Genomic DNA, 24,215 nt, shown 5'->3' with positions numbered 1-24,215 from the left:
TACTTTTATTTATGTGTAATCTAGAAATTTATAGTGCCAGACCTATAAATATACCAACGAATTATTTAATTTAATTCGAAAAGGAGTGACAGGGATGGAAAACCTGGTTATCTTAGATATTGGGTCTAATTCTGTGAGAATGGCAATTAATCAAATTCAATCAGATGGCTCTTATCGGGAAATCAAGCGAATTAAAAGTGATAGTCGCTTATCCGAGGGAATGGGAAACAATAAAATCCTTCAACCCGAAGCAATGAAGCGAACTATCGACGCCCTGGTGGGATTTCATAAAATATATGAAAATTATAAGTCAATTAAAGTTATTGGAATTGCAACGGCAGCAGTTCGGCAGGCTAAAAATCAAAGTGAATTTTTAGACCAAATCAAACAAAAAATTGGCATCGAAATTAGGGTGTTAACTGGTAATCAGGAAGCGTACTATGACTATGTAGGAGTAATGAATCGATTAGGATTAAAAAATTGCGTTATTTTAGATATCGGTGGTGCAAGTTGTGAAATTGTGCGTGTTGAAAAAGGCAAGCCAATTCATTTAGATAGCGTCCCGATTGGTGCAGTCAATATAACCGAAAAATATAGGTTAACTGATCGAATCTCTGGGGCTAATTTATTTAACGCTCAAATCAATCTCAAAAAAACTATTGCTAGTATTCGATGGATTAACAAAATTCATCATCAACCTTTAGTACTTTTAGGTGGAGCTAGTCGTTCATTAGCTAGGATTAATCGTAAACGACAACATATGAATCGAATTGATGCAATTCATGGTTATCATTTAACGGTTGAGCAAGTTAATCGAACCTTTACTAGTTTATTAAAAGGCAACTTAAGGCAACGTAAGCAAGTTCCCGGACTTGAACCGGATCGAGCAGATATCATCGTTGGTGGCTTACTACCATTAATGACGATTATTGATATCACCGATGCCCGCAAAATGTACTTCTCAGAAAGCGGTGTTCGAGAAGGAATTATCGTTGAATATATTAAAAAATATCATCTAGATAGTAATTCGAATAAGAAAAAATAATTTGGCTGGAATCAAGTAAAATTGACCAGCTTTTCTTGCTTTAAATTAAAATGGGAGCAACTTCATATTATGAATGAAAAAAGCTTTTATAAACTTACTTATAAACAACGCATTGAGTATTTAACCCAAAAATTAAATTTATCGGATCAGCAAGTCGAGCTAATTACTGGTGCCAACGATTTGATTAGTGATCAGTTAATCGAAAATTTTTTATTGAATTACGATTTACCTGAAGGAATTATGACTAATTTAAAAGTTAATAATAAAAGTTATATGATCCCAATGGTTACAGAAGAACCCTCGGTCATAGCTGCCGCTAGTTATGGAGCTAAGATGTTAGCAAACCAAACTGGGGTTATTGCCGAAGTTTTAGATAATGAATTAACTGGCCAAATTATTATTGAAACTCATGACTTAGAACAACTAAACGCCTATATCACTACCAAGCAAGCACATCTAATTGAAATTGCTAATCAAAGTCATCCCACGATTTTAAAATATGGTGGTAGAGCTAAAAATATTAGCGTAAGGGTTCTAGACCATAATTTGGTTTCATTAGATGTCAATGTTGATACGGCTGAAGCCATGGGAGCCAATATTATGAATACCATGTTAGAAGCTATGGCTAATGAATTAAGCTCTCAGATAACTGGTCAAATCATTATGAGTATTTTAAGTAATTACGCTGATAAAAAGCTAGTTAAAGTGACCGGCAAGGTGGCCTTTGATCAACTTTCTAAACATGGAGATGGCCAAAAGGTTGCCCAATTAATTGAAAAGGCTAGTTATATATCAACGATTGATTATAAACGAGCCACTACGAATAATAAGGGCATTATGAACGGAATTGATGCAGCAGCCATTGCTTTAGGAAATGATTGGCGAGCAATTGAAAGTAGTGTTCATGCATTTGCGGCTAAAGATGGACATTACGTCGGATTATCACAATGGCGAGTTGTAGAACAACAATTGGTCGGTCAAATGATTCTTCCGATGCCAGTTGGATTTGTAGGTGGAGCCACTAAAGTTTTACCAAAGGCACAGCTCAATAAAGATATTGCCAAAATAGAAAATGTTCGAGAAGAAATGCAAGTTTTAGCAGCCGTAGGTTTAGCTCAAAATTTAGCAGCCTTAAGGGCCTTAGTTTCTGAGGGAATTCAAAAAGGGCATATGAATTTGCAATTTAAATCCATGGCCATGGCTAATGGTGCTAAAACTAGCGAAGTTGATATGGTGATTAAGGAATTAAGAAAAATCGATCATCCAAGCTCAGACGATGTAATTGAAATTTTAAAAGATATTAGAAAGTAGGATAAACATGGAAAAAGATATTAATATTGAATTAAGTTCAGGCGTACAAGATCTCTTAAATTTAGTAAATGCTTATTATCCAGGAACTATTACAGTAACCTTTATTGGAGAATTACAAGCGGGTTATGTACGTCATGATCAAGCTCAAATTGTTCAAGATGGTGAAGATGTTACTATCCAAATTGCTGACTTAAGTGAGCCAGATTATACAGCTTCTCATGAGTTATTACACTTGCTAATGATTCTCAAAGGATTCCCTCAAATCTTTTTCTCATTAACAACTGGACAACCAGAATTAGATGACCAACTTAAAATGATGGGAACGGAATTATATGATATTGTTTCTCACTTTGTAGTGGTATCAGAACAACGTAAACATAACTTGATTAATGAATCTATCGAAGCTAAATATTACAAAGGAATTTATGCTACCCTTAAACCAGAATCAGACGATGATGATCAATTGACATTACGTTTATTAACATTATTAGATGCCATGGTCTTTTATGGCAGCAAGATTAGTCAATATGAAGACCAACTTAAAAAAGATTTTCCTAAGGCTTACGCAGCTGCTCAAAAATTATATGAAGTTATTACTGCTAAACCAACCGATTCACCATTTAATTTAAGAAGAAACGTAGTTAAGTTGTTTAAAGCATTTGACGATCAATTAAAAGATTGGAGTTTACCAGCTCTTCATAATACTGAGTTTGTTACATTGACTAGTGTCTTATCTGAACGTCAATTAGGACTAAATGTTAAGCAACTCTTTGAAATTTTCCATTCAGAACTTCATGAAGTAGAAACTGATCGCCGGGCATATGTTGGATTTAGTAAAGTAGATGATCAAAATTCATTTGTTATTCCTAGTCCAATTGGTAAAGATGACGATCCACAATTCTTTAAAGATTTATATGCTAAAACCGTTAAAGAATTATTTGATTACTTAAAAATGCCTTATATTATTAGAAAGTAAAAATAGATAATGATTTCAACAAACATTCAAAGTATGTTCGATAATGCTAATTCAATTGTATTTTTAACAGGAGCGGGAGTATCCACTTCATCTGGAATTCCAGACTATCGGTCTAAAAATGGACTTTATACCAAGGATACTGATAAATCAGCAGAATATTATTTAAGCGCTAAGTGTTTAAATAACGAACCCGAAGTTTTTTACCAGTATCTTAAAGAAAATATGTATTATCCAAATGCTAAACCTAATATAATTCATCAACGTCAAGCAGAATTTACCCAAAATAAACGAGCTGCCATTATTACCCAAAATATAGATGGCTTGTATCAGAAGGTAGCTGCTAAAAACTTAGTTGAATTTCATGGTAATTTATATGATATATATTGCCAAACCTGCCATCAAAAGGTGGATTACCAAACTTATTTTAATTTCATGTATCATGAAAATTGTGGCGGGATCTTAAGACCAAATGTGGTGTTATATGAAGAGGGATTATCAACTGAAAATGTTAAACGTAGTATTGAACTAGTCTCTAATGCTGACTTATTGGTGGTAGTCGGCACAACCATGCGAGTATATCCCTTTGCAGGCCTTCTTAATTACCGATCAAATATTTCTAAACTTATTGTAGTTAATCAAGAGGAATTGCAATTTTCAGTTCCCTACGAAATGATTAAGACTGATGCTAAGGAGTTTTTTACAGAGTTAAAATAAGGAGGAGTAATGATAACCATTGGTTTAGTGACTTTTGGAGAACATCCAAGTCTAATAGATAATGATTCTCGACCAGTAACTTTAAATGAATACGCTGGTCATTTTCCAATTGTTGAGTTAGATACTCCATTTTATGGAATTCCTAGAGAGCAGACTATCTTAAATTGGAAAAAGCAAGTACCGGATACGTTTCAATTTATTTTAAAGGCTAACAGACTAATGACTTGCATGATCGGATGACTAACGATCCAGCGAGTGAAGACGAGCGGTTAGCAGCATTTAAAAACTATCATAAGACAGTTTTGCCGCTAGTGAAAAGTCATCAGTTAAAGACCATCTTATTTCAATTTCCGCCATCTTTTAAACGTTCGATACCAGCGTTTACTTACTTAAGAAATGTGCGTCGCTTGATGAAAAATTTACCAATCGCTATTGAATTTAGAAATCCGAGTTGGTATGATCCCACCATCATTCAAGACGTTCAACATTATTTAAGCGATTTGAAAATGACTTGGGTAATGGTCGATGAACCTCATAATAATAATCAAGGGGTGCCATTTGATCCAATTATTACCAATTCTGATTTTATGATGCTTAGGTTGCACGGTCGTAATGAACAGGGCTGGAATTCACCAACTAATTGGCGTAAGAATCGGACCTTATATAATTATTCTACTCAAGAATTGATTGAGATTGCTGAAGAAGTTAAGAAAATAAGTGCGGAAGTTCAGGAAGTTGCCGTTATCTTTAATAATAATTCTGGTGGCGATGCTGCTAGTAATGCTAAAGAACTACAACAAATTTTAGGAATTGATTTTCATGGCTTAGCCGCAATGCAATTAGATCTATTTTAAAATTCAAATCCAAAAGGTCATCAAATTTTGCTATACTTTATTTAAATTATTTTGCGTTTTATACAAAGAAAAGAGGAATTTCATGGCAGATAGTAAGCCCACATTTTATATTACAACTCCAATATATTATCCATCTGGAAAACTTCATATTGGTAATTCATATACAACGATTGCATGTGATGCAATGGCTCGTTACAAACGTTCCATGAATTTTGACGTTTTCTTTTTAACTGGGACCGATGAACACGGTCTAAAAATTGAACAAAAAGCTGAAAACTTAAATATGTCACCTAAACAATATGTTGATAACATGGCAGATGACATTAAAGATCTTTGGAAGACTTTAGAAATCACCAATGATAAATTTATTCGTACTACGGATGAAGACCACGAAACTGCTGTAGCTAACATTTTCCAAAAATTATTAGATCAAGGTGATATTTATCTAGGAGAATATAGTGGTTGGTATTCAGTTTCTGATGAGGAATACTTTACTGAAAGCCAATTGGCAGAAGTATACAAAGATGATAATGGTGTAGTCATCGGTGGTAAGGCTCCTAGTGGTCACGAAGTTAAAATGGTTCAAGAAGAATCATACTTCTTTAAAATGAGTAAGTATGCAGATTGGTTGTTAAAATATTACAAAGAACATCCAACCTTTATTCAACCTGAATCTCGTATGAAAGAAATGATTAAAAACTTTATTGAACCGGGCCTAGAAGATTTAGCAGTTTCTAGAACTACCTTCAACTGGGGAGTTAATGTTAAATCAGATCCTAAACACGTAGTTTACGTATGGATCGATGCTTTAACCAACTATATTACTGCCTTAGGCTATGGTACTGGTAAAGATGATCAATTATTTAATAAATTTTGGCCAGCCGATGTACAAATGGTAGGTAAAGAAATCGTTCGTTTCCATACAATTTATTGGCCAATTATCTTACACGCTTTAGGTTTAGAATTACCTAAAGAAGTTTTAGGTCACGGTTGGCTTTTAATGAAAGATGGAAAAATGTCTAAATCAAAAGGTAACGTTATCTATCCGGAAGTGTTAGTAGATCGTTATGGCTTAGATGCAGTTCGTTATTACCTATTAAGAGCAGTACCTTATGGTAATGATGGGGTCTTTTCACCAGAAGATTTCATTGATCGAATTAATTTTGATTTGGCCAATGATTTAGGTAACTTATTAAACCGGACTGTCTCAATGGTTAATAAGTACGAAGGCGGTAAAGTTCCAACACTAGTTAGTGGCGTCACTGAATTTGATCAATCTTTGGAAGAAACTGCTAAAGAAGTTATTAGTCAATTTAAGAAATTGATGGACAGCATGCATTTTTCCGATGCTCTTCAAGCTGCTTGGAAATTAGTCGCTAAAACTAACAAGTATATTGATCAAACAGAACCATGGATCCTAGCTAAAGATGATAGTAAAAAAGATCAATTAGCTTCAGTTATGAGTCACTTGGTAGCCAGCTTACGAGTGATTGCTGAATTAATTAGTCCAATAATGACTCATGCACCTAAAGAAATTTTTGAACAATTAGGTATTCAAGAAGAAATTAATATTTTAGGTCTTAATTATTACGACTTACCAGAAAATATCCAAGTAGTATCTAAAGGTACGCCAATCTTTCCTCGTTTAGATGTAGATGAAGAAATTGCATATATTAAAGAACAAATGACTAAATCTGAAAAAACTAAGGGACGTAAAGCTATGAAAGAAGCTGCTGAAAATAAGGCTAATACCGTTAAGCACGATGATAAATTTGATCCTAAAGAAACCCATCTAATTTCTGCTCGCAAAACCATGGGATTTGAAGATTTTGAAAAAGTGGAATTAAAAGTAGCGGAAGTTAAAGCAGTTAAAAAGGTTGAAGATGCGGATAAACTTCTTCAATTTAAACTAGATGCTGGTGATCAAGGAGACCGACAAATTGTTTCTGGAATTGCTAAGTGGTATCCTAACCCTGAGGAATTAGTTGGCAAAAAAATAATTATTGTAGCTAACTTAAAACCTCGAAAATTACGCGGAGTATTAAGTCAAGGTATGATACTATCGGTTGAACAAGAAAATGGTGATATCAGAGTAGTAACTGTACCTAATGAACTAGATAATGGTTCAACTTTAGAATAATTATTTAATAGGCCGTGTAAAAACGGTCTATTTTTATAAAAAATAAATAAGGGGATGCTTTAAATGCAAATTTTTGATTCACATACTCATTTAAATGATGATGATTTATTAAATAATATAGATCAATATGTTGAACATGCTGAACGTTTGGGAGTTAGTAAGTTAGCGAATGTTGGTTCTAATCAAAAATTAAATCAAAAAAGTATTGAATTAGCCCATAAGTATTCTAATATGTATTCCATCATTGGCTGGCACCCAGAAGACGCCATTGATTTTGGAGAAGAACAGGAGAAATGGTTAATTGATAATTTATCTGATCCTAAAGTGGTAGCTTTAGGAGAGATAGGTTTAGATTATCATCAAGACCGCTCACCAAAAGATGTTCAAAAGTCAGTATTTAAACGCCAAATTGAGATTGCTAAACAAATGCATATGCCTATCTCGGTGCATAATCGGGAAGCTTTTGAAGACACTTATGCCATTTTAAAAGAAATGCATATCGAAGAAGTGGGTGGAATTATTCATAGCTTTAATGGTGATACGGAATGGTTAAATAAGTTTTTAAGCTTAGGGATGGTTGTTTCTTATAGTGGTGTAGCTACTTTTAAAAAGACTAAGGAAATTCATGAAGCTGCTAAAAATACTCCAATGGATAAATTCCTAGTTGAAACGGATGCCCCTTATTTAGCTCCAGAACCATTACGAGGCACCCAAAATGAACCAGCTAATACTCTATATACGGTGGAAGCAATTGCTAGATATAAAGATATTAATCCTGATGAAGTTGCCCAGGCTACTTATCAAAATGCTTTAAGAGTATTTGGAATTGAGGAATAATGAAAAAAATTAAAGAAGTTATTGTAGTTGAAGGAAAAGATGATACTAAAAGAATTAATATGGCAGTAGATGCTGATACGATTGAAACTCGTGGTTCAGCCGTTCCAGAAGAAACCTTAGATTTAATTGAACGCATTGCTGAAAAACGCGGCATAATTATTTTTACTGATCCGGACTTTTCAGGAGAAAAGATTCGAAAAACAGTCGCAGAAGTGGTTCCTAATGCTAAGCATGCGTTTATTAAAAAAAGTCAGGGAGTTCCTAGTAAAAGTGATGGATCTTTGGGAGTAGAACATGCTAGTGTGGAAGCAATCCAAGAGGCCCTTAAACATGTTTATACTGAAGATGATCAAGCTGATGAATTAATATCTCAAGAAGATTTAATCAATGCCCATTTGATAGGGACTACCGACGCGAAAGAACGTCGCAAACAAATTGGCGAAATTTTAAATATTGGTTATGTAAATGGTAAGCAACTACAAAAACGTTTAAGAATGTTTGGCATTAGTCAAGCGATGTTTAATCAAGCGATTCAAAAAATCAATCAGGAGGATCAATAATATGTCAAACAATCCAGATATTGCCAATCCCGCACGAACTCAGGCAATTTTAAACACTTATCATTTATCAGCTAAAAAAAGTTTAGGTCAAAATTTTTTGACCGACTTAAATATCTTAAATAATATCGTAGAGGCCGCTGATATTACTGATGAAGATAATGTAATTGAAATCGGTCCGGGAATTGGAGCTTTGACGGAGCAATTAGCCAAAAAAGCTCACAAAGTAGTGGCTTTTGAAATTGATCAAAATCTATTACCTGTTTTGGATGAAACGTTATCTCCATACGATAATATTAAGATTATTAATCAAGATATTTTAAAAGCTAATTTGCCACAAATTGTGGAGCAAGAATTTGAGAGCAATAAGTCTTTAAAAGTGGTTGCTAATTTGCCTTACTATATTACGACTCCAATTATCTTAGACTTATTAAAAAATCCAGTTGAATTTGATACTATCGTAGTTATGATGCAAAAAGAAGTTGCTAAGAGAATTACAGCTAATCCGGATAACAAAGACTATGGTTCATTATCAATTATTGTTCAGGAAATGAAACAAGCTGAGATTGCTTTTGAAGTTCCTCGAACTGCCTTTGTTCCACAACCTAATGTGGATTCAGCAATTGTTAAATTAAGTAATGAAGCTACCTTTGCAATTGAACCGTTTGATCAAAGTAAATTTTTTGGATTTGTTAGAGGCTGTTTTATGCATCGAAGAAAGAGCTTTTGGAATAATCTCTTAGGTATTTTTGGAAAAGATCCCGAAGTTAAACAAAAAATTACAGCGGTCTTAGACGAAGTTAAAGTTAGTCCTAGTATTAGATCAGAGCAATTAACCATTGAACAATTTATTGTATTATGTAATGCATTTCACCGCGCTGGCTTAGTTTAATAATAAATTTAATAGCCAATAATAACTTATTTATTATAAGGGTTGAAATTATAACTATTTTGTGATAAAATTAACTATCGTGAGGTGAGTTATAATGACATTAAGTTTATCATTGATTAAGCAAACTATGGATGCTCATTTAGGTGAACATGTATTAGTCACTGCACAAGCGGGGAGACGCAAATTAATTAAGCGTCATGGTGTTTTAAGTGAAACTTTTAATTCGGTATTTGTTGTTGAACTAGATAAGGAAAACTCCAAATTCGAACGAGTATCTTATAGCTATACAGATGTATTAACAAGAAACATCAGAATTGTTTTTGATGGGGAAAACTCAGAAAATATCGATGAAGCCGAATCCGTTTCGGTAGAAAATTAATTAAATAAAAATAGGGATGATGTAAAATCATCCCTATTTTTATTTAATTTATAATTATGTCAGTTAATTTTATAACAACTATGCTAGTATAATATTAAACATAATTTGATCTAGTTCGAAGAGGTGACGATGAATGAAGCTAATCGTTAAAGCTCCGGCAAAATTGAATTTAGGATTAGATTCGCCATTTATTCATAATGATGGTTCCCTGGAATGGAATATGATTATGACATCAATTGGGTTATCGGATTATATTCTGATTGAAACAAATGAGCATTCTAATCAAATTCAAGTCTTTTCAGATAGCGGATTTTTACCAGAAGATGGTCGTAACTTAGCGTTTCAAGCGGCTAAAATATTTGTAAAAGAAGCTCAATTAGATGTCGGAATTAATATATCAATTGAAAAACACATTCCAGTTGCAGCAGGTTTAGGTGGAGGTTCGTCAGATGCAGCGGCTGTTTTAAGAGGTTTAAATGAAATTTTTGAAACTAACTATTCATTAGAAAAATTAGCTAGATTGGGATTGCAAATTGATTCCGATGTACCATATTGTGTATATAGTAAAACATCATTAGTTAGTGGAAGAGGTGAAATTATAACCCCATTGCCTAAGCTACCTAAAATGAAATTTGTAATTGCTAAGCCGGATATAAGTGTATCTACTCCCAGAATCTTAAAAAAAATTAAGCATAGTGAACTAGACCATCCCAATATTCCTCAATTATTAACCGGGATTAATGAACATAACTATCAAGAAATAATTAATAATATGGGTAATGCATTAGAACCAATAACTTCCAGTTATCACTCACAGATCACGGCCTTAAAACAACGAATGCTATCTTCTGGAGCAGATGTAGCACAAATGAGTGGTTCGGGACCAACTGTATTTTGTGTTTGTTCTACTGAATCACGAGCTAAACGAATTTATAATAGTATTTCTGGATTTTGTAATGAAGTTTATTTAACCCAACCAATTTATTTATAAAAGCTTACTATGATTAATCGTAGTAGGCTTTTATTTTTATTGAAAAATACTTTCTTGTAATTTAAAATAGTAATTATTACTTTTTAGAATCGAGGAGATTTTATTTTGAAAGAAACCTTAATAAAGGTTCAGAATTTGGAAGTTGGTTATCCTAACCAAAAAGTATTTCAAAATTTAAGTTTTGAAATTCATGCAGGTCAGTTTTTAGCCGTTATTGGTGAAAATGGTATTGGGAAAACTACGCTTATCAAAACTTTACTTGGCCAAATTAAACCGTTAAATGGCAAAATCGAAATCGAAAATCATTTAAAAATTGGCTATGTACCACAATTTAGAAATATTGATATAGAATATCCATTAACGATTGCGGATTTTATTAGTTTAAATTTTACGGGCATCAAATTACCGTGGTTATCCAAACGAGAAAAGCAAAAAATTAATGAAGTTTTAAAACAGGTTAATTTATTTCATTTAAGAAATCGCCCCTTAGGTATGGTTTCTGGCGGTGAAAAGCAACGCGCTTATTTAGCCCAAGCTTTAATAAAAAATCCTGAATTATTAATATTAGATGAATCTACGGCTAGTCTAGATCCTAAAACTAAACGAGAAGTTTTAGAAGTGGTTTCCAAGTTGAACCGCGAGTTAAATATTACTATTATTTTTATTTCTCATGATCTAAATCTAGTTAAGGAATATCCGGACTCCTTTTTATGGTTAAAACGAGATGAATATTTAAGCGGAGATATTAATAACTTACCAGATCAATTAAAAGGAGAATCACATGTTTAGTTATGAGTTTATGCAAAATGCTTATTTAGCTGGAACCTTAATTGCAATTATTAGTGGAATTATGGGAGTTTTTGTAATTGCTAGGAACATGTCATTTATGGCACACACTTTATCTGAAATTGGTTTTGCCGGAGCAGCTTTTGGGATGTATGCCGGTTTAACTCCCTTAAATGGGATGCTTGTTTTTACGACGATTAGTTCCATGTTAGTTGGTCAGTTGAGTAGTAAAATTGAATCCAGAAGAGAATCGGTGATAAGTGCTATTTCTGGTTTGTTTATCGGTTTAGGAATTTTATTTTTAGCTTTATCAGATAAAAGTTCGAGTTATGCAACCAGTATTTTATTTGGTAGTGTAATTGGGATTAGTCGAGCCGATGTTTGGCAAATGTCAATTCTTTCCATATTAATTTTGATCGTTTCTCTTTTGATGTATCGAAATTTAAAAGATGATTCATTTGATCCGGTTGGTGCAAAGACGAACCATATTCCCAATCGATTAATTTCTGTGGTCTTTTTAATTATGCTAGCTTTAAACGTTAGTGTGGCCGCTCAAATAGTTGGATCATTATTAATTTTTATTTTACTTACGTTACCAGCATCTAGTGCTAAATATTTTGCCCATACAGTCTTTTCAATGATGTTATTGGCAATTGCTTTTGCGCTAGTTGGCGTTTGGGTAGGACTGTATTTAGGTTATGTAACTAATTTACCAGTAACCTTTTTTATTGCAGTGATTGAGGCTTTAATTTATGGCGTAGCTTTAATTTTTAATCAATTAAAGTATCGACACTAATTTAATTGCAACTTTATTCCCTAAAACACGAACATTATGTTAAAATTTAAATGGTATTATACAAAATTTGGGGTGAAAAAATGAAGGTACGACGCAGTGATCGGCTGATTGATATGACGAGGTATTTATTAGAAAATCCTCACACATTAATACCGTTAACTTTTTTTGCAGATCGATATGAATCTGCTAAATCTTCAATTAGTGAAGATTTAACTATTATTAAAAGAACTTTTAAGGACCGAGGAACTGGAGTATTAGAAACAATTCCTGGGGCTTCAGGAGGTAGCAGATTCTTACCTTACATTTTAAAGGATGAAGCAATTGAGGTTGTTGATAACTTAATTGAACAAATGGCTACCCCACAAAGGTATTTACCTGGTGGATACGTTTATATGTCGGATTTATTAGGAAATCCCAAAATTTTACGCCAAATTGGCCGAATTTTTGCAACACAGTATTTAAATCAAGAAATTGATGCTATTATGACGGTATCTACTAAGGGAGTTCCCATTGCCCAAAGTGTGGCAAATTATTTGAATATACCATTTGTAATCGTTCGTCATGATATTGAAATTACTGAGGGACCAACTGTTAATGTTAATTACGTTTCGGGGTCATCTGAACGAATTAGCAAAATGTCACTATCTAAACGTAGTCTTAAACCAAAATCAAAAGTTTTAATTGTTGATGATTATATGCGTGGTGGAGGTACGATTGGAGGAATGGCTTCAATCGTAAAAGAATTTGATGCCGAATTAGTAGGCGTAGCAGTAGTTGCTGAAAGTACAGTTTCTAAAGAACGTAGTATCAGTAACTATACTTCATTAATGCGTGTTGACGCTAAAGATAATGCGGTCTATGCCCAAAATGGAAACTACTTAGATAAGATTTACAATGATTAATTAAAAAGACAGGGAGTGATCTAAATGCCAACTAGAAATACAATTATTTTAGCTGCAGGTAAAGGGACTCGAATGAAGTCTAAAGTCTATAAAGTATTACACCGAATTTGTGGTAAAACAATGGTTGATCACGTATTAACACAAGTTGAAAAAACTAATATGGATAATATCGTTACCGTAGTCGGCTATGGTGCAGAAGCTGTTGAAGAAAATATCGGTGACCGTGCTAAGTTTGTAGTCCAAAAAGAGCAACTAGGTACTGGGCATGCGGTAATGCAAGCTGAAGATTTACTAGGTAACTTAGATGGAACCACTATGATTGTTAGTGGAGATACACCATTATTTACTGCTGAAACTTTTGAAAAGCTATTTGAATATCATGAAAATGAAAAAGCAGCGGTAACTATTTTGACATCAAAAGCTCCAGATCCTACGGGTTATGGAAGAATTGTGCGCAATGATTTAGGAATTGTAGAAAAAATTGTTGAACAAAAAGATGCCAATGAAATTGAACAAGCAATTGACGAAATTAATACTGGAGTATATGTTTTTGACAATAAGTCACTATTTAGTGCGCTCCATAAGACTAATAATGATAATGCTCAAGGCGAATATTACTTGACTGATGTTATTGAAATCTTAAAATCAGAAGATAAAATAGTAGCCGCTTATGAAATGGATGATTTTGATGAGTCCATGGGAGTTAATGATCGAGTAGCTTTATCTAAAGCAACTAAAATTATGCAAAAGCGTATCAATGAAATGCATATGCGTAATGGAATTTCTATGGTCAATCCTGAAGATACCTATATTGATGTAGATGTCAAAATTGGTTCTGATACCATTATTGAAGCTGGAGTTTCAATTAAAGGAAAGACAACTATTGGCGAAGATTGCTTTATAGGAAGTAATTCCGAAATTCGCGATTCAGTTATTAAAAACAACGTTACAGTAACTTCATCAATGATTGAAGAATCTGAAATGGGCGATGGTTCTAATATAGGACCTGATAGTCATTTACGACCTCAATCTAAAATCGGTAAGAACGTTCACATCGGAAACTTCTGTGAAGTTAAAAAAGCTGAGATTGGTGAAGGCACTAAAGTTGGTCATCTAACTTATGTTGGGGATGCTACCTTAGGTAAAAATATTAACGTTGGTTGTGGAGTTGTATTTGTAAATTATGATGGAGCTAATAAATTCCATACTAATGTTGGTGACGATACTTTCATTGGTAGTAATTCAAACTTGGTGGCTCCATTAGAAATTGCTGACCACTCATTTATAGCTGCAGGTTCAACTATTACTAAAGATGTTGAGCAGTTTGATATGGCTATTGCCAGAGAACGTCAAACTAACAAACCAGGATATTTCAAAAAATTAAATTATAAAAATAATTAATTTATCATTATGCAAAAAACATTGTATAATGTTTATTGAAAAATTTATTAAACGAATTAATTTTTAATTATGGAGGACTTTATGGTTCAAAAATATTTTGACCCAAAACTAAAAATATTTGCATTAAATTCTAACCTTCCACTTGCTAATAAGATTGCAGAAGCTATTGGAGTTCCACTCGGAAAATCATCAGTTGATCGTTTTAGCGATGGCGAAATTAGAATTAATATTGAAGAGAGTATTCGTGGCGATAATATTTATATTATTCAATCCACTTCAGCTCCGGTTAATGATAACTTAATGGAGCTATTGATTATGGTTGATGCCTTAAGGAGAGCTAGTGCAGGTACCATTAACGTAGTTATTCCTTATTATGGATATGCTAGACAAGACCGTAAAGTTCGTTCAAGAGAACCAATTACAGCCAAATTAGTTGCCAATATGCTTCAAAAAGCTGGAGTTGATCGTATGATCACTCTTGACTTGCATGCTGCCCAAATCCAAGGATTCTTTAACATCCCAGTGGATCATTTAATGGGAGCTCCTTTATTAGCCGATTACTTCATCAATGAAGGACTTTGTGGCGATAAAGTTGTAGTAGTTTCACCTGATCATGGGGGAGTTACTCGTGCTCGAGCAGTGGCCGAATTCTTAAGTTCACCAATTGCTATTATTGATAAACGTCGACCCGAAGCTAATGTTGCAGAAATAATGAACATTATTGGAGATGTTGAGGGTAAGACTTGTTTAATGGTTGATGATATGATTGATACAGCCGGTACTTTAACTTTAGGTGCACAGGCTTTAATGGATGCTGGAGCTAAAGAAGTTTACGCTTGTGGAACCCATCCGGTCTTATCAGGACCAGCAATTAAGAGAATTGAAGACTCACCAATTAAAGAATTGGTAGTAACTGATACTATTCAATTACCTAGAGATAAACAAATTCCCAAAATTAAACAAGTTACAGTTGGTTCATTAATTGGTGCTGCTATTAAGTTAATTAATGAAAATAAACCAGTTAGTCCCTTATTCCAAAATACTTTTAAGAGTAACTAATAAAAAGCCTCTCACGCTAAGTGAGAGGCTTTTTATTTAATTAGGACTAATCATTATTAACGTATTTATTGATGGCATAGGCTACACCATTTTCAGCGTTGTCCTTAGTAACGAATTGAGCAGCTTGTTTAACTTCATCAATTCCGTTACCCATGGCAACTCCTAAGCCGGCATATTTGATCATGGTTAAATCATTTCCTTCGTCACCGATGGCCATAACATTATCTGCAGTTAGACCTAGACGATTAGCAAGATCACTTAAGGCATTTCCCTTGCTAGCAGATTTGTTCATGATTTCTAAGAAAAATGGTTCACTTTGAACGATGTAAAGACGATCAAATAATTCTTTTGGTAAATCACTTTTAACCTGAGTAATCTTATCGGGGGTGTCAATATACATAAGTTTTGACATCACTAAGTCATCGGTAATTTCTTCAGGAGTTCTAAAGCGAAGTGGTAAGCGTACTAAGTAACTTTCAGCAACTGAATAGGGACTAATATTATGATTAGTTACATAAGCATAGTCAGTGGTTTCAATTTGGAAGTGTACACCCAATTTTCGACTAAGCATTTCCATATGTAGATAATCGGCATAAGCAACAGTGTGATGGTCTAATACATTACCGTTTAAATCTTGAACCATAGCTCCATTAAAAGTAATGGCATATTGATCTTCACCAGTTATACCAATTTGATCTAGATAAGGTTTAACCCCGGTTAGAGGACGACCGGTACATAAGACAACTTTAACTCCTTTAGCACGAGCATCGTTGATGGCATCAATAGTAGCTTGAGCCAGTTGGTGTTTTTCGTTAAGTAGAGTACCATCAATATCGATGGCGATTAATTTGATATCCATAATTATTATTTCTCCTTTGGGGTAATTAATTTTCCATTTTTGATGTATTTATTAAATTCATCAAATTTAGACTGAAATAAATTGATATTTTGATCAGGAATAATAACGTCTTTGGGGAAAAAGAAGCGCTGATCACCGGTAGATTTATTAGAAATGGCGTTTACGATGGGACTTACGGTCGATAATTCTTGGAGGGAACCATCATGCTGGACTAGTTGAATTGGTTTTTTATTTGGCCGATAAGCATCATAAGGTAAATCAAAATTAGTATCAGTGGCTGTATAGTATTTTGGATTAAAGCCGGCTTCACTAATTAATTCTTTCAACTTAGGCAATAAATAGGCCGTGTCTTCATCATAAGCAACGGATTTTAATGGCTTACGATCTAAAAATCTCGTAGCTAATTCTCTTAAATCTTTATCTGGATGAGATTTCCAAGTATTAAAATAAGTTTCTAAAACTCCGTCATCTAATTTTAGATATTCATTTAAATTAAATTCTCCTTTGAAAAAGGGAAGTAAAATAAATGGAGTTTGCGCATTAACTTGGGTAGTATTAGTAAAAATTTCTTTTGCTCTAAGTAATAGACGATTTAAAATTACTTCCATAGACCTTGATACGGGATGAAAATAAACTTGTTGATACATTTGGAAGCGACTCATTAAATAATCCTCAACTGCATGCATGCCATCCATCTCAAAATAAATACCGTCTTGATAAGGACGCATTACTTCTAGGATTCGGTCCAGATCAAAAGTTCCGTATTTAACTCCGGTGTTATAGGCATCTCGAAGTAGATAGTCCATGCGATCGGCATCAATTTGACTAGAAATCATGGCAACTACTTGCTTGTTGGGATAAGTTTTATTAATTACACTAGCAACTTTGTCAGGAAAATCATCACTTACGGTTCGTAAAACTTTATTAACTTCAGTATCTGGTGAAGTAATAATTTCTTGAGTAATTTTTTCGTGATTAGTATTAAAAAGATGTTCAAATGTATGGGAATAAGCACCGTGGCCTACGTCGTGAAGTAAAGCGGCAGCTAAGGTGACCAATTCTTCATTAGCATCCCATAATCCATCGCCAGGAACTTTACTAGGATAATTTTTGTTGAAGTTTTCGCTTATCCGGCGAGCAATCTCATAAACTCCTAGTGAGTGTGAAAATCGAGAATGTTCTGCTCCGTGAAAGGTAAATGAGGTAGTTCCTAATTGGTGAATTCGACGCAAACGTTGAACTTCAGTGGTATTAATTAAGTCTAAAATTACTTGGTAACGAATATAAATATGATTATGCACAGGATCACGAAAAACTTTTTCATGATCTAATGGTGTAATGGTTTGATTCAAATAACTACCTCCTTTAATAAATAAGGACGCTTAATGTGAATTTATGAATTCGTATATTATAATAAATTATATGTTTAATTATAACAGAAAACGCTTAAAAGATTGGTACTTATTAAGTTAAATGAATGCAAATTTGCAAATATCAAGCTATAATTAAAAAATATGCCGATTTCTAAGGAGGATAATTAAATGAATAATATAAGCAATGGAACAACTGTGCAAATTCATTTAGAGACTACGATCAAACAAGATCAGTCTAACGAACATTTTGTGTTTGATACGGTTGGTCAATTAGTTGAGATTGGTGATAATATCTACATTCGATACGTTGAAGAAAATCAAGATGAAGGTGATATTCCAGTAACCTTAAAAATTATGAAAGATGGTTCAGTTAAAATTACTAGATCATCTCAATCAAGACTTCAATTGGTTTTACAAAATCAAAAGAAAGTTAGTTCCCAATATAAAACTCCTTATGGAATTTTAGGTATTGATACGCTAACAACTAATTTAGATATTAAAATTTTAGAAAATCCTTTAAGAGGAAATGTTAACGCCGATTATATGCTTTATAATGGTCAAGAACTACTCGGTAATTATAATATTAGATTGCAATTTACAATTTAATCGAGTATTATATTTTGTAGACTGTTGAAAGGGCGTGTACCAGTTTGGAATTAGAAGTCTTTGAAGGCCAAAATAAAAATGAATTATCAATGATTGAAGTCGCTCATGCGATTTTAGCAGAAAAAGGCGACGTTATGCCATTTGCAGATTTAGCAAATGAAGTGCAAAAGTATTTAGGTGATAGTAATAAAGAAATTCGCGAACGTTTAGCGCAATTCTATACTGATTTAAATATTGATGGTAGTTTTATCTCGCTAGGTGACAACCTTTGGGGCTTAAGAACATGGTACCCCTACGATTCAATTGATGAAGCTACTGTTCACATGGAAGACGATGAAGATCGTCCAAGACCTAAGAAACGTCGTAAAGTTAATGCATTCTTAGCAGATGCATCTGATGACGATGACGTAATTGATTACGATGACGATGATCCAGAAGATCAAGATGTTAATGAATTTGTTGATAACGAAGGTATCGTTGAAGACCGTGAACAAGATCTTGGCAAATACTCAAGTGACATCAAAGATGTTGATGATACTCCAGATGATGAAGATGACCAAGATATGCCAGACGGCATTGAAGGTGAATTATCTGAATTAGATGAAGATAACGATCTATTAGACGATCAAAATGATAATGATGCTGATTTATCAGTTTCAAACTTTGATAATGGTTCAGATGATTATGATTATGGTACCCAAGATTAAAAAACTACTTGACTATTAGTTCAAGACTCAGTATTATATCTTTTGGGCTCCCCTAAACTTATTAGGGGCATCTGAACGAGTAATTAAGTTCCCCCTCTATTTCTAATTGGAATAGAGGGATTTTTATTTTTTTATCCCCACAATAGCTAAAGATTAAAATTTTGAGGAGAAATCATATGACCAAATATATTTTTGTAACTGGCGGAGTTGTTTCATCATTAGGTAAGGGTATTGTTGCGGCCTCATTAGGTCGTTTATTAAAAAATCGTGGATTAAAAGTTACGATTCAAAAATTTGATCCATATATCAATATTGATCCTGGTACAATGAGTCCTTATCAACATGGGGAAGTATTTGTTACTGATGACGGAACTGAAACTGATTTGGATCTTGGTCACTATGAAAGATTTATTGATATTAATTTAAATAAATATTCAAATATGACAACTGGTAAAATCTATCATGAAGTTCTTCAAAAAGAACGTCGTGGAGATTATCTTGGTGCTACTGTTCAAGTTATTCCTCATATTACTGGAATGATTAAAGAAAAAATGATGCGAGCAGGTAAAGTTGGTAATGCTGATATCGTTATTACTGAAATTGGTGGTACCGTTGGTGATATCGAATCATTACCATTCTTAGAAGCAATTCGTCAAATGAAATCAGAAATGGGTGAAAAGAACGTTTTCTATATTCACACCACTCTAATTCCATATTTAAGAGCTGCTGGAGAAATGAAAACTAAACCAACACAACACAGTGTTAAAGAACTTAGAGGTTTAGGAATTCAACCTAACCTATTAGTAGTTCGTACTGAACAACCAATTAGTGATAGCATGCGTGAAAAAATTGCCATGTTCTGTGATGTTAAAACTGAAGCTGTTATTGAATCATTAGATGCACCAACTTTATATTCAATTCCATTGGCTTTACAACGTCAAAACATGGATCAACAAGTAGTTGATCATTTTGAATTAGATGTTCCAACTGCTGATATGAGTGATTGGTCAAAATTAGCCGACCATGTTCAAAATCTAAAACATACTGTTAAAATCGCATTAGTTGGAAAATATGTTGGCTTAAACGATGCCTACATTTCAGTTGCCGAAGCTTTAAAACATGCTGGTTATCCAATCGATGCTGATATCGACTTAACTTTATTAGATGCTGAAGAAATTAATGATGCTAATGCAAAAGATATTCTTGGCTTTGCTGATGGTATTATCGTACCTGGTGGATTTGGAGATCGTGGTACTGAAGGCATGATTTCAGCTATTAAATATGCTCGTGAAAATAACGTAGCCTTTTTAGGAATTTGTTTAGGAATGCAATTAGCATGTATTGAATATGCAAGACACGTCTTAAACTTAAAAGATGCTAATTCAACTGAATTAAATCCTAACACTCCATACAACATTATTGATTTAATGCATGATCAAGAAGAAGTTGAAGAACTAGGTGGTACTCAACGTCTTGGTGCATATCCATGTAAACTAAAAGTTGGTTCTAAAGCATACGCTGCTTATGGTAACCAAAATGAAATTTCAGAACGCCACCGTCACCGTTATGAATTTAATAATGAATATCGTAAAGCTATGGAAGACAATGGTTTGGTAATTTCTGGAACTTCACCAGATGATCGTTTAGTTGAAGTAGTAGAAGTACCTACAAATGATTTCTTTGTTGCTTCACAATATCACCCAGAATTTATCTCTCGTCCAAACCGTCCTGAAGGACTCTTTACTGACTTTGTTAAGACTGCTTTCAATCACCAAAAATAATAAATATTTTAGTTAATTCATATTTATTGATTTTATATATTTAAATGTATTAAGATGTTCCTATATTGAAAGTTGAACTGAATTTAATAAGTTTAAAATTCAGCTGGGCGTAAATGATCTGAGATTAATTACGCTATGCTAATAAAAGGCACCACAATTTGTATTGTGGTTCCTTTTTTGTCATATTTATTTATATAAAAAGTATTGTAATTTATGCAAATTTTCTTTAATATTATTGATGATATGATATATTGTACGAATATGTACGAAAGAGCAAAGTGAGGAAAGTTATAAATGAAAAAATTAATTGTCCATGGAGGTAATCGGCTTTCCGGGGAGATAACTATTGGGGGCGCAAAAAACAGTACGGTAGCTTTAATTCCAGCTGCAATTTTAGCGGATACTCCCGTTCGTTTTGACTCTGTACCTGATATTTTAGACGTTCATAATCTAATGGTAATTTTAGAATCTATGAATGTAACGTCAAAATTTGAAAATGATATTCTAGATATTGACCCAACAAACATTAAGGAAGCTCCATTACCCAGTAAAGCAATCAAAAGCCTAAGAGCCTCATACTACTTTATGGGAGCCTTATTAGGTAAATTCAATCGCGCAATCGTTAGTTTTCCTGGTGGAGATAACATTGGGCCACGACCTATTGACCAACACATTAAAGCCTTTAGAGCTTTAGGAGCAGAAGTTACTGAAAATGATGGCACGGTAACTATTAAGACTGGAGAAAATGGTTTACATGGTGCTCCAATCTTTTTAGACATGGTTTCAGTTGGTGCTACCATTAATGCAATTTTAGCTTCAGTTAAGGCACCAGGAACTACTACTATTAGCAATGCGGCTAAGGAACCGGAAATTATTGATTTAGCAACCTTCTTAAACAATATGGGTGCTAATATTCGTGGAGCTGGTACGGATGTAATTCGTATCGAAGGGGTTTCATCTTTAAGAGCCCAAAACACGCATACTATTATTCCAGATCGTATTGAAGCGGGAACCTATTTATCATTAGCGGCCGCTGCTGGTGATGGAATTTTAATTAATAATGTTATTCCTGAACACTTAGATGCATTTTTAGCTAAGTTTGAAGAATTAGGCTGTGACCTAATTATTCGCCAAGATAGTATTTATGTTGGACCTTCTAAAAACTTGAATCCAATTCAAGTTAAAGTTATGCCTTTCCCAGGCTTTGCAACGGATCTTCAACAACCAATCACTCCATTGTTATTTAAAGCTAAGGGTGAAAGTACTATTGTAGATACCATTTATCCAAAACGAATTAAACATATTGCTGAACTTAACAAAATGGGAGCAAATATTGAATCCTTTGATGCTGAAGAAGGCATTATTAAAGTTAATGAATCACTTGATTTACATGGAGCAGTAGTTGAGGCTGGTGAAATTAGAGCCGGTGCCTCACTATTGATTGCTGGTTTAATGGCTAGTGGAACCACTGAAATTCGTGAAGCTGATAATATTCTTCGAGGATATGGTAGCTTGGTTAAAAAATTAACTAATATTGGTGCCAATGTAGAATTAGTTAATCAAGAATCAGTTACGAAAGATATTGAACCAGAATAATTTTTATGATAAACTAAAAAAGTTGACTAATCGATAATCTCTGGATCACAAATGATTCAGGGCAAAGGAGCGATATATAATGAAAAAAGGAATTCACCCAGATTACCACCAAGTAGTATTTCAAGATTCTAGTACTGGATTTAAATTTTTATCATCTTCTACTAAGAATTCTGAAGAAACCGTTGAATTTGAAGGCAACACTTACCCATTAATTCGTGTGGAAGTTACTTCTGACTCACACCCATTCTACACTGGTAAACAAAAATTTACCCAAGCAGATGGCGCTGTGGATCGTTTCAACAAGAAATACGGTTTTTCAAACAACTAATAAGATTGAGATTATCTCAGTCCTATACAAAAAAGGATGTAGACATTTGTCTACATCCTTTTTTATTTTAATTTCTATGTTGTTTTCGAAGGGTTCGAGTTTCGTTATATACCATAATTAAGTTAATAACGACAACAACTGAAGTGGAAATGAACACGGCGGAATAGTTAAAAATAGATGAAACGATTGAGCCTAACATCGGTCCGACTACTGATCCCATGTTTTGGAACGACTGATTCCAACTGAATATACGACCAGTAACTTCGGGAGGCGTATTTTTGGCTAAAATGGTTTGTACCGCTGGCAACATGGAGGCATTGGAAATTCCAATCAAGAATCTTAAACCAATTAATTGCCAAACGTTGGTTACGAAAGCCATTGGAATATAAACAATAATTGCTAAGGTAAAACCAATGATTAAGATGCGTTCCGTACCAATCCGGTCACCTAAAGCGCCTAACCGAGGGGCTGCTATCAGAGTAGCTACTCCGGGAATGGCAGCCACAATTCCACTATAAAATGTGGTTTGAGGACTACCATGCATAATTTGACGAACATACAGCGCCAAAATTGGAGATATCGAATTATTAGCAGCCTGAATTAATAGGGTAGTAATAAACATTCCAAATACTAGTTGAGGGCTAATAAGTGCTTTAATTACTCCACGAGTACTTAGCATTGCTTCTTTTTCAACCGGAGCAAAATTTTCATGGACAAAAATAACAGTAATTGCAAAAACCAATACATAAATTACCCCAGTAATTATACAAGTTAATCGATAGCTAAAAAATGATGCCAAAGTTCCGCCCAATAAAGGACCTAATAAAGTTCCTGAAACATTTCCAGTAACTAGGGTTCCAAGAGCCTTACCACTCTTTTCTTTAGGCACTTGGGTGGCAATCAAGGCATTTGCATTACTAACATATCCTGAAAAAATTCCTTGAATTAATCTTAAAACAATTAATTGCCATACATTAGTAACTAAGCCCATTAAAACAAAAACAATTGCCATTCCAATGGAAGATCGTAAAAGCATTAATTTTCTACCCGTTCGATCGGCTAAACGTCCCCAAAAAGGAGATGCGATGGCTGATACTAGATAAGTAGCCGAAAATGCTAACCCACTATATAAACTCAATTGATTATGAGAAAAATGGCCCATTGAGTCAACATAAAGTGAAAGGAAAGGAAGGATTTCACTAAAACCAATTCCAGCCATAAACGTTCCAAACCACAAAACAAATAGATTACGCTGCCAAGAGGTTTCTTTTGGCTTATTAACTTCTGTCAAAATAAATACTTCCTTATTAAATTATTAAATAGTG

Annotated in this window: 23 protein-coding genes and 1 pseudogene; 21 read left to right on the top strand and 3 right to left on the bottom strand. The window is 33.8% G+C overall.

From position 1 onward, the window contains the following. Window positions 1–94: 94 nt before the first annotated feature. The 16 genes and pseudogenes from LHL71_RS05300 (at window position 95) to LHL71_RS05225 (ending at window position 15,640) form a co-directional block, all read left to right on the top strand. Window positions 95–1,045, top strand: coding sequence for a Ppx/GppA family phosphatase (locus tag LHL71_RS05300; RefSeq protein ID WP_227360768.1), 951 nt, complete (start codon window positions 95–97; stop codon window positions 1,043–1,045). A 69-nt stretch (window positions 1,046–1,114) separates the two neighbouring features. Next, a complete protein-coding gene (locus LHL71_RS05295; protein ID WP_227360767.1) occupies window positions 1,115–2,356 on the top strand; it encodes a hydroxymethylglutaryl-CoA reductase, degradative in 1,242 nt (413 codons plus the stop codon). Between the two features lie 7 nt (window positions 2,357–2,363). Next, a complete protein-coding gene (locus LHL71_RS05290; protein ID WP_227360766.1) occupies window positions 2,364–3,332 on the top strand; it encodes an IpaB/EvcA family protein in 969 nt (322 codons plus the stop codon). Between the two features lie 9 nt (window positions 3,333–3,341). Continuing rightward, window positions 3,342–4,046, top strand: coding sequence for an NAD-dependent protein deacylase (locus LHL71_RS05285; protein ID WP_227360765.1), 705 nt, complete (start codon window positions 3,342–3,344; stop codon window positions 4,044–4,046). 9 nt (window positions 4,047–4,055) lie between these two features. Continuing rightward, window positions 4,056–4,900: pseudogene (locus LHL71_RS05280) on the top strand (DUF72 domain-containing protein). A gap of 82 nt (window positions 4,901–4,982) precedes the next feature. Then, window positions 4,983–7,040, top strand: coding sequence for a methionine--tRNA ligase (gene metG, locus LHL71_RS05275; RefSeq protein ID WP_249778700.1), 2,058 nt, complete (start codon window positions 4,983–4,985; stop codon window positions 7,038–7,040). Window positions 7,041–7,103: 63 nt separating this feature from the next. Next, window positions 7,104–7,877, top strand: a complete 774-nt coding sequence (locus LHL71_RS05270; protein ID WP_227360764.1) for a TatD family hydrolase — start codon at window positions 7,104–7,106, stop codon at window positions 7,875–7,877. Continuing rightward, window positions 7,877–8,437, top strand: a complete 561-nt coding sequence (gene rnmV, locus LHL71_RS05265; protein ID WP_227360763.1) for a ribonuclease M5 — start codon at window positions 7,877–7,879, stop codon at window positions 8,435–8,437. Before LHL71_RS05270 ends, rnmV begins: the two co-directional genes overlap by 1 nt. Before the next feature lies 1 nt (window position 8,438). Next, window positions 8,439–9,326, top strand: a complete 888-nt coding sequence (gene rsmA, locus LHL71_RS05260; RefSeq protein WP_227360762.1) for a 16S rRNA (adenine(1518)-N(6)/adenine(1519)-N(6))-dimethyltransferase RsmA — start codon at window positions 8,439–8,441, stop codon at window positions 9,324–9,326. Between the two features lie 94 nt (window positions 9,327–9,420). Continuing rightward, entirely contained in the window at window positions 9,421–9,705 is a 285-nt protein-coding gene (locus LHL71_RS05255; protein ID WP_227360761.1) for a Veg family protein, read from the top strand. Between the two features lie 133 nt (window positions 9,706–9,838). Then, window positions 9,839–10,696, top strand: a complete 858-nt coding sequence (ispE, locus tag LHL71_RS05250) for a 4-(cytidine 5'-diphospho)-2-C-methyl-D-erythritol kinase (RefSeq protein WP_227360760.1) — start codon at window positions 9,839–9,841, stop codon at window positions 10,694–10,696. Between the two features lie 105 nt (window positions 10,697–10,801). Further along, complete coding sequence (locus tag LHL71_RS05245) at window positions 10,802–11,485, top strand: metal ABC transporter ATP-binding protein (protein WP_227360759.1); 684 nt, start codon at window positions 10,802–10,804, stop codon at window positions 11,483–11,485. Further along, a complete protein-coding gene (locus tag LHL71_RS05240) occupies window positions 11,478–12,278 on the top strand; it encodes a metal ABC transporter permease (RefSeq protein ID WP_227360758.1) in 801 nt (266 codons plus the stop codon). Before LHL71_RS05245 ends, LHL71_RS05240 begins: the two co-directional genes overlap by 8 nt. A gap of 80 nt (window positions 12,279–12,358) precedes the next feature. Beyond that, on the top strand, window positions 12,359–13,180 hold the full coding sequence (gene purR, locus LHL71_RS05235) for a pur operon repressor (protein ID WP_227360757.1): 822 nt from the start codon (window positions 12,359–12,361) through the stop codon (window positions 13,178–13,180). Between the two features lie 24 nt (window positions 13,181–13,204). Then, entirely contained in the window at window positions 13,205–14,581 is a 1,377-nt protein-coding gene (gene glmU / locus LHL71_RS05230; RefSeq protein WP_227360756.1) for a bifunctional UDP-N-acetylglucosamine diphosphorylase/glucosamine-1-phosphate N-acetyltransferase GlmU, read from the top strand. An 81-nt stretch (window positions 14,582–14,662) separates the two neighbouring features. Next, on the top strand, window positions 14,663–15,640 hold the full coding sequence (locus tag LHL71_RS05225) for a ribose-phosphate diphosphokinase (RefSeq protein WP_227360755.1): 978 nt from the start codon (window positions 14,663–14,665) through the stop codon (window positions 15,638–15,640). A 46-nt stretch (window positions 15,641–15,686) separates the two neighbouring features. Here the strand turns inward: LHL71_RS05225 and yidA are convergent, their stop codons facing one another. Together yidA and LHL71_RS05215 are read right to left on the bottom strand one after the other, a co-directional pair. Beyond that, complete coding sequence (gene yidA, locus LHL71_RS05220; protein WP_227360754.1) at window positions 15,687–16,499, bottom strand: sugar-phosphatase; 813 nt, start codon at window positions 16,497–16,499, stop codon at window positions 15,687–15,689. A gap of 5 nt (window positions 16,500–16,504) precedes the next feature. After that, the gene (locus LHL71_RS05215) at window positions 16,505–17,851 is read right to left on the bottom strand and encodes an HD domain-containing protein (RefSeq protein WP_227360753.1); all 1,347 of its coding nucleotides are present in this window, start codon (window positions 17,849–17,851) and stop codon (window positions 16,505–16,507) included. A 189-nt stretch (window positions 17,852–18,040) separates the two neighbouring features. Here LHL71_RS05215 and LHL71_RS05210 point away from each other — a divergent pair, with 189 nt between their 5' ends. From LHL71_RS05210 to LHL71_RS05190, 5 genes are all read left to right on the top strand, one after another. After that, the gene (locus LHL71_RS05210; RefSeq protein WP_227360752.1) at window positions 18,041–18,478 is read left to right on the top strand and encodes a YwiB family protein; all 438 of its coding nucleotides are present in this window, start codon (window positions 18,041–18,043) and stop codon (window positions 18,476–18,478) included. Window positions 18,479–18,522: 44 nt separating this feature from the next. Then, entirely contained in the window at window positions 18,523–19,185 is a 663-nt protein-coding gene (gene rpoE / locus LHL71_RS05205) for a DNA-directed RNA polymerase subunit delta (protein ID WP_227360751.1), read from the top strand. Window positions 19,186–19,361: 176 nt separating this feature from the next. Beyond that, entirely contained in the window at window positions 19,362–20,966 is a 1,605-nt protein-coding gene (pyrG, locus tag LHL71_RS05200; RefSeq protein ID WP_227360750.1) for a CTP synthase, read from the top strand. Between the two features lie 294 nt (window positions 20,967–21,260). Then, on the top strand, window positions 21,261–22,562 hold the full coding sequence (gene murA, locus LHL71_RS05195; protein ID WP_227360749.1) for a UDP-N-acetylglucosamine 1-carboxyvinyltransferase: 1,302 nt from the start codon (window positions 21,261–21,263) through the stop codon (window positions 22,560–22,562). Between the two features lie 79 nt (window positions 22,563–22,641). Continuing rightward, window positions 22,642–22,890 (top strand): type B 50S ribosomal protein L31, encoded by a 249-nt coding sequence (locus LHL71_RS05190; protein ID WP_227360748.1) that lies wholly within the window; start codon window positions 22,642–22,644, stop codon window positions 22,888–22,890. Window positions 22,891–22,957: 67 nt separating this feature from the next. On the opposite strand, the gene LHL71_RS05185 is transcribed toward LHL71_RS05190, so the two are convergent. Further along, on the bottom strand, window positions 22,958–24,181 hold the full coding sequence (locus LHL71_RS05185; RefSeq protein ID WP_227360747.1) for a multidrug efflux MFS transporter: 1,224 nt from the start codon (window positions 24,179–24,181) through the stop codon (window positions 22,958–22,960). Between the last annotated feature and the right edge of the window lie 34 nt (window positions 24,182–24,215).

It is taken from the genome of Lentilactobacillus laojiaonis (assembly GCF_020616595.1).
GTDB lineage: Bacteria > Bacillota > Bacilli > Lactobacillales > Lactobacillaceae > Lentilactobacillus > Lentilactobacillus laojiaonis.
The sequence above is the reverse complement of the archived record's forward strand: the minus strand, read 5'-3'. Positions and strand labels throughout refer to the sequence as shown.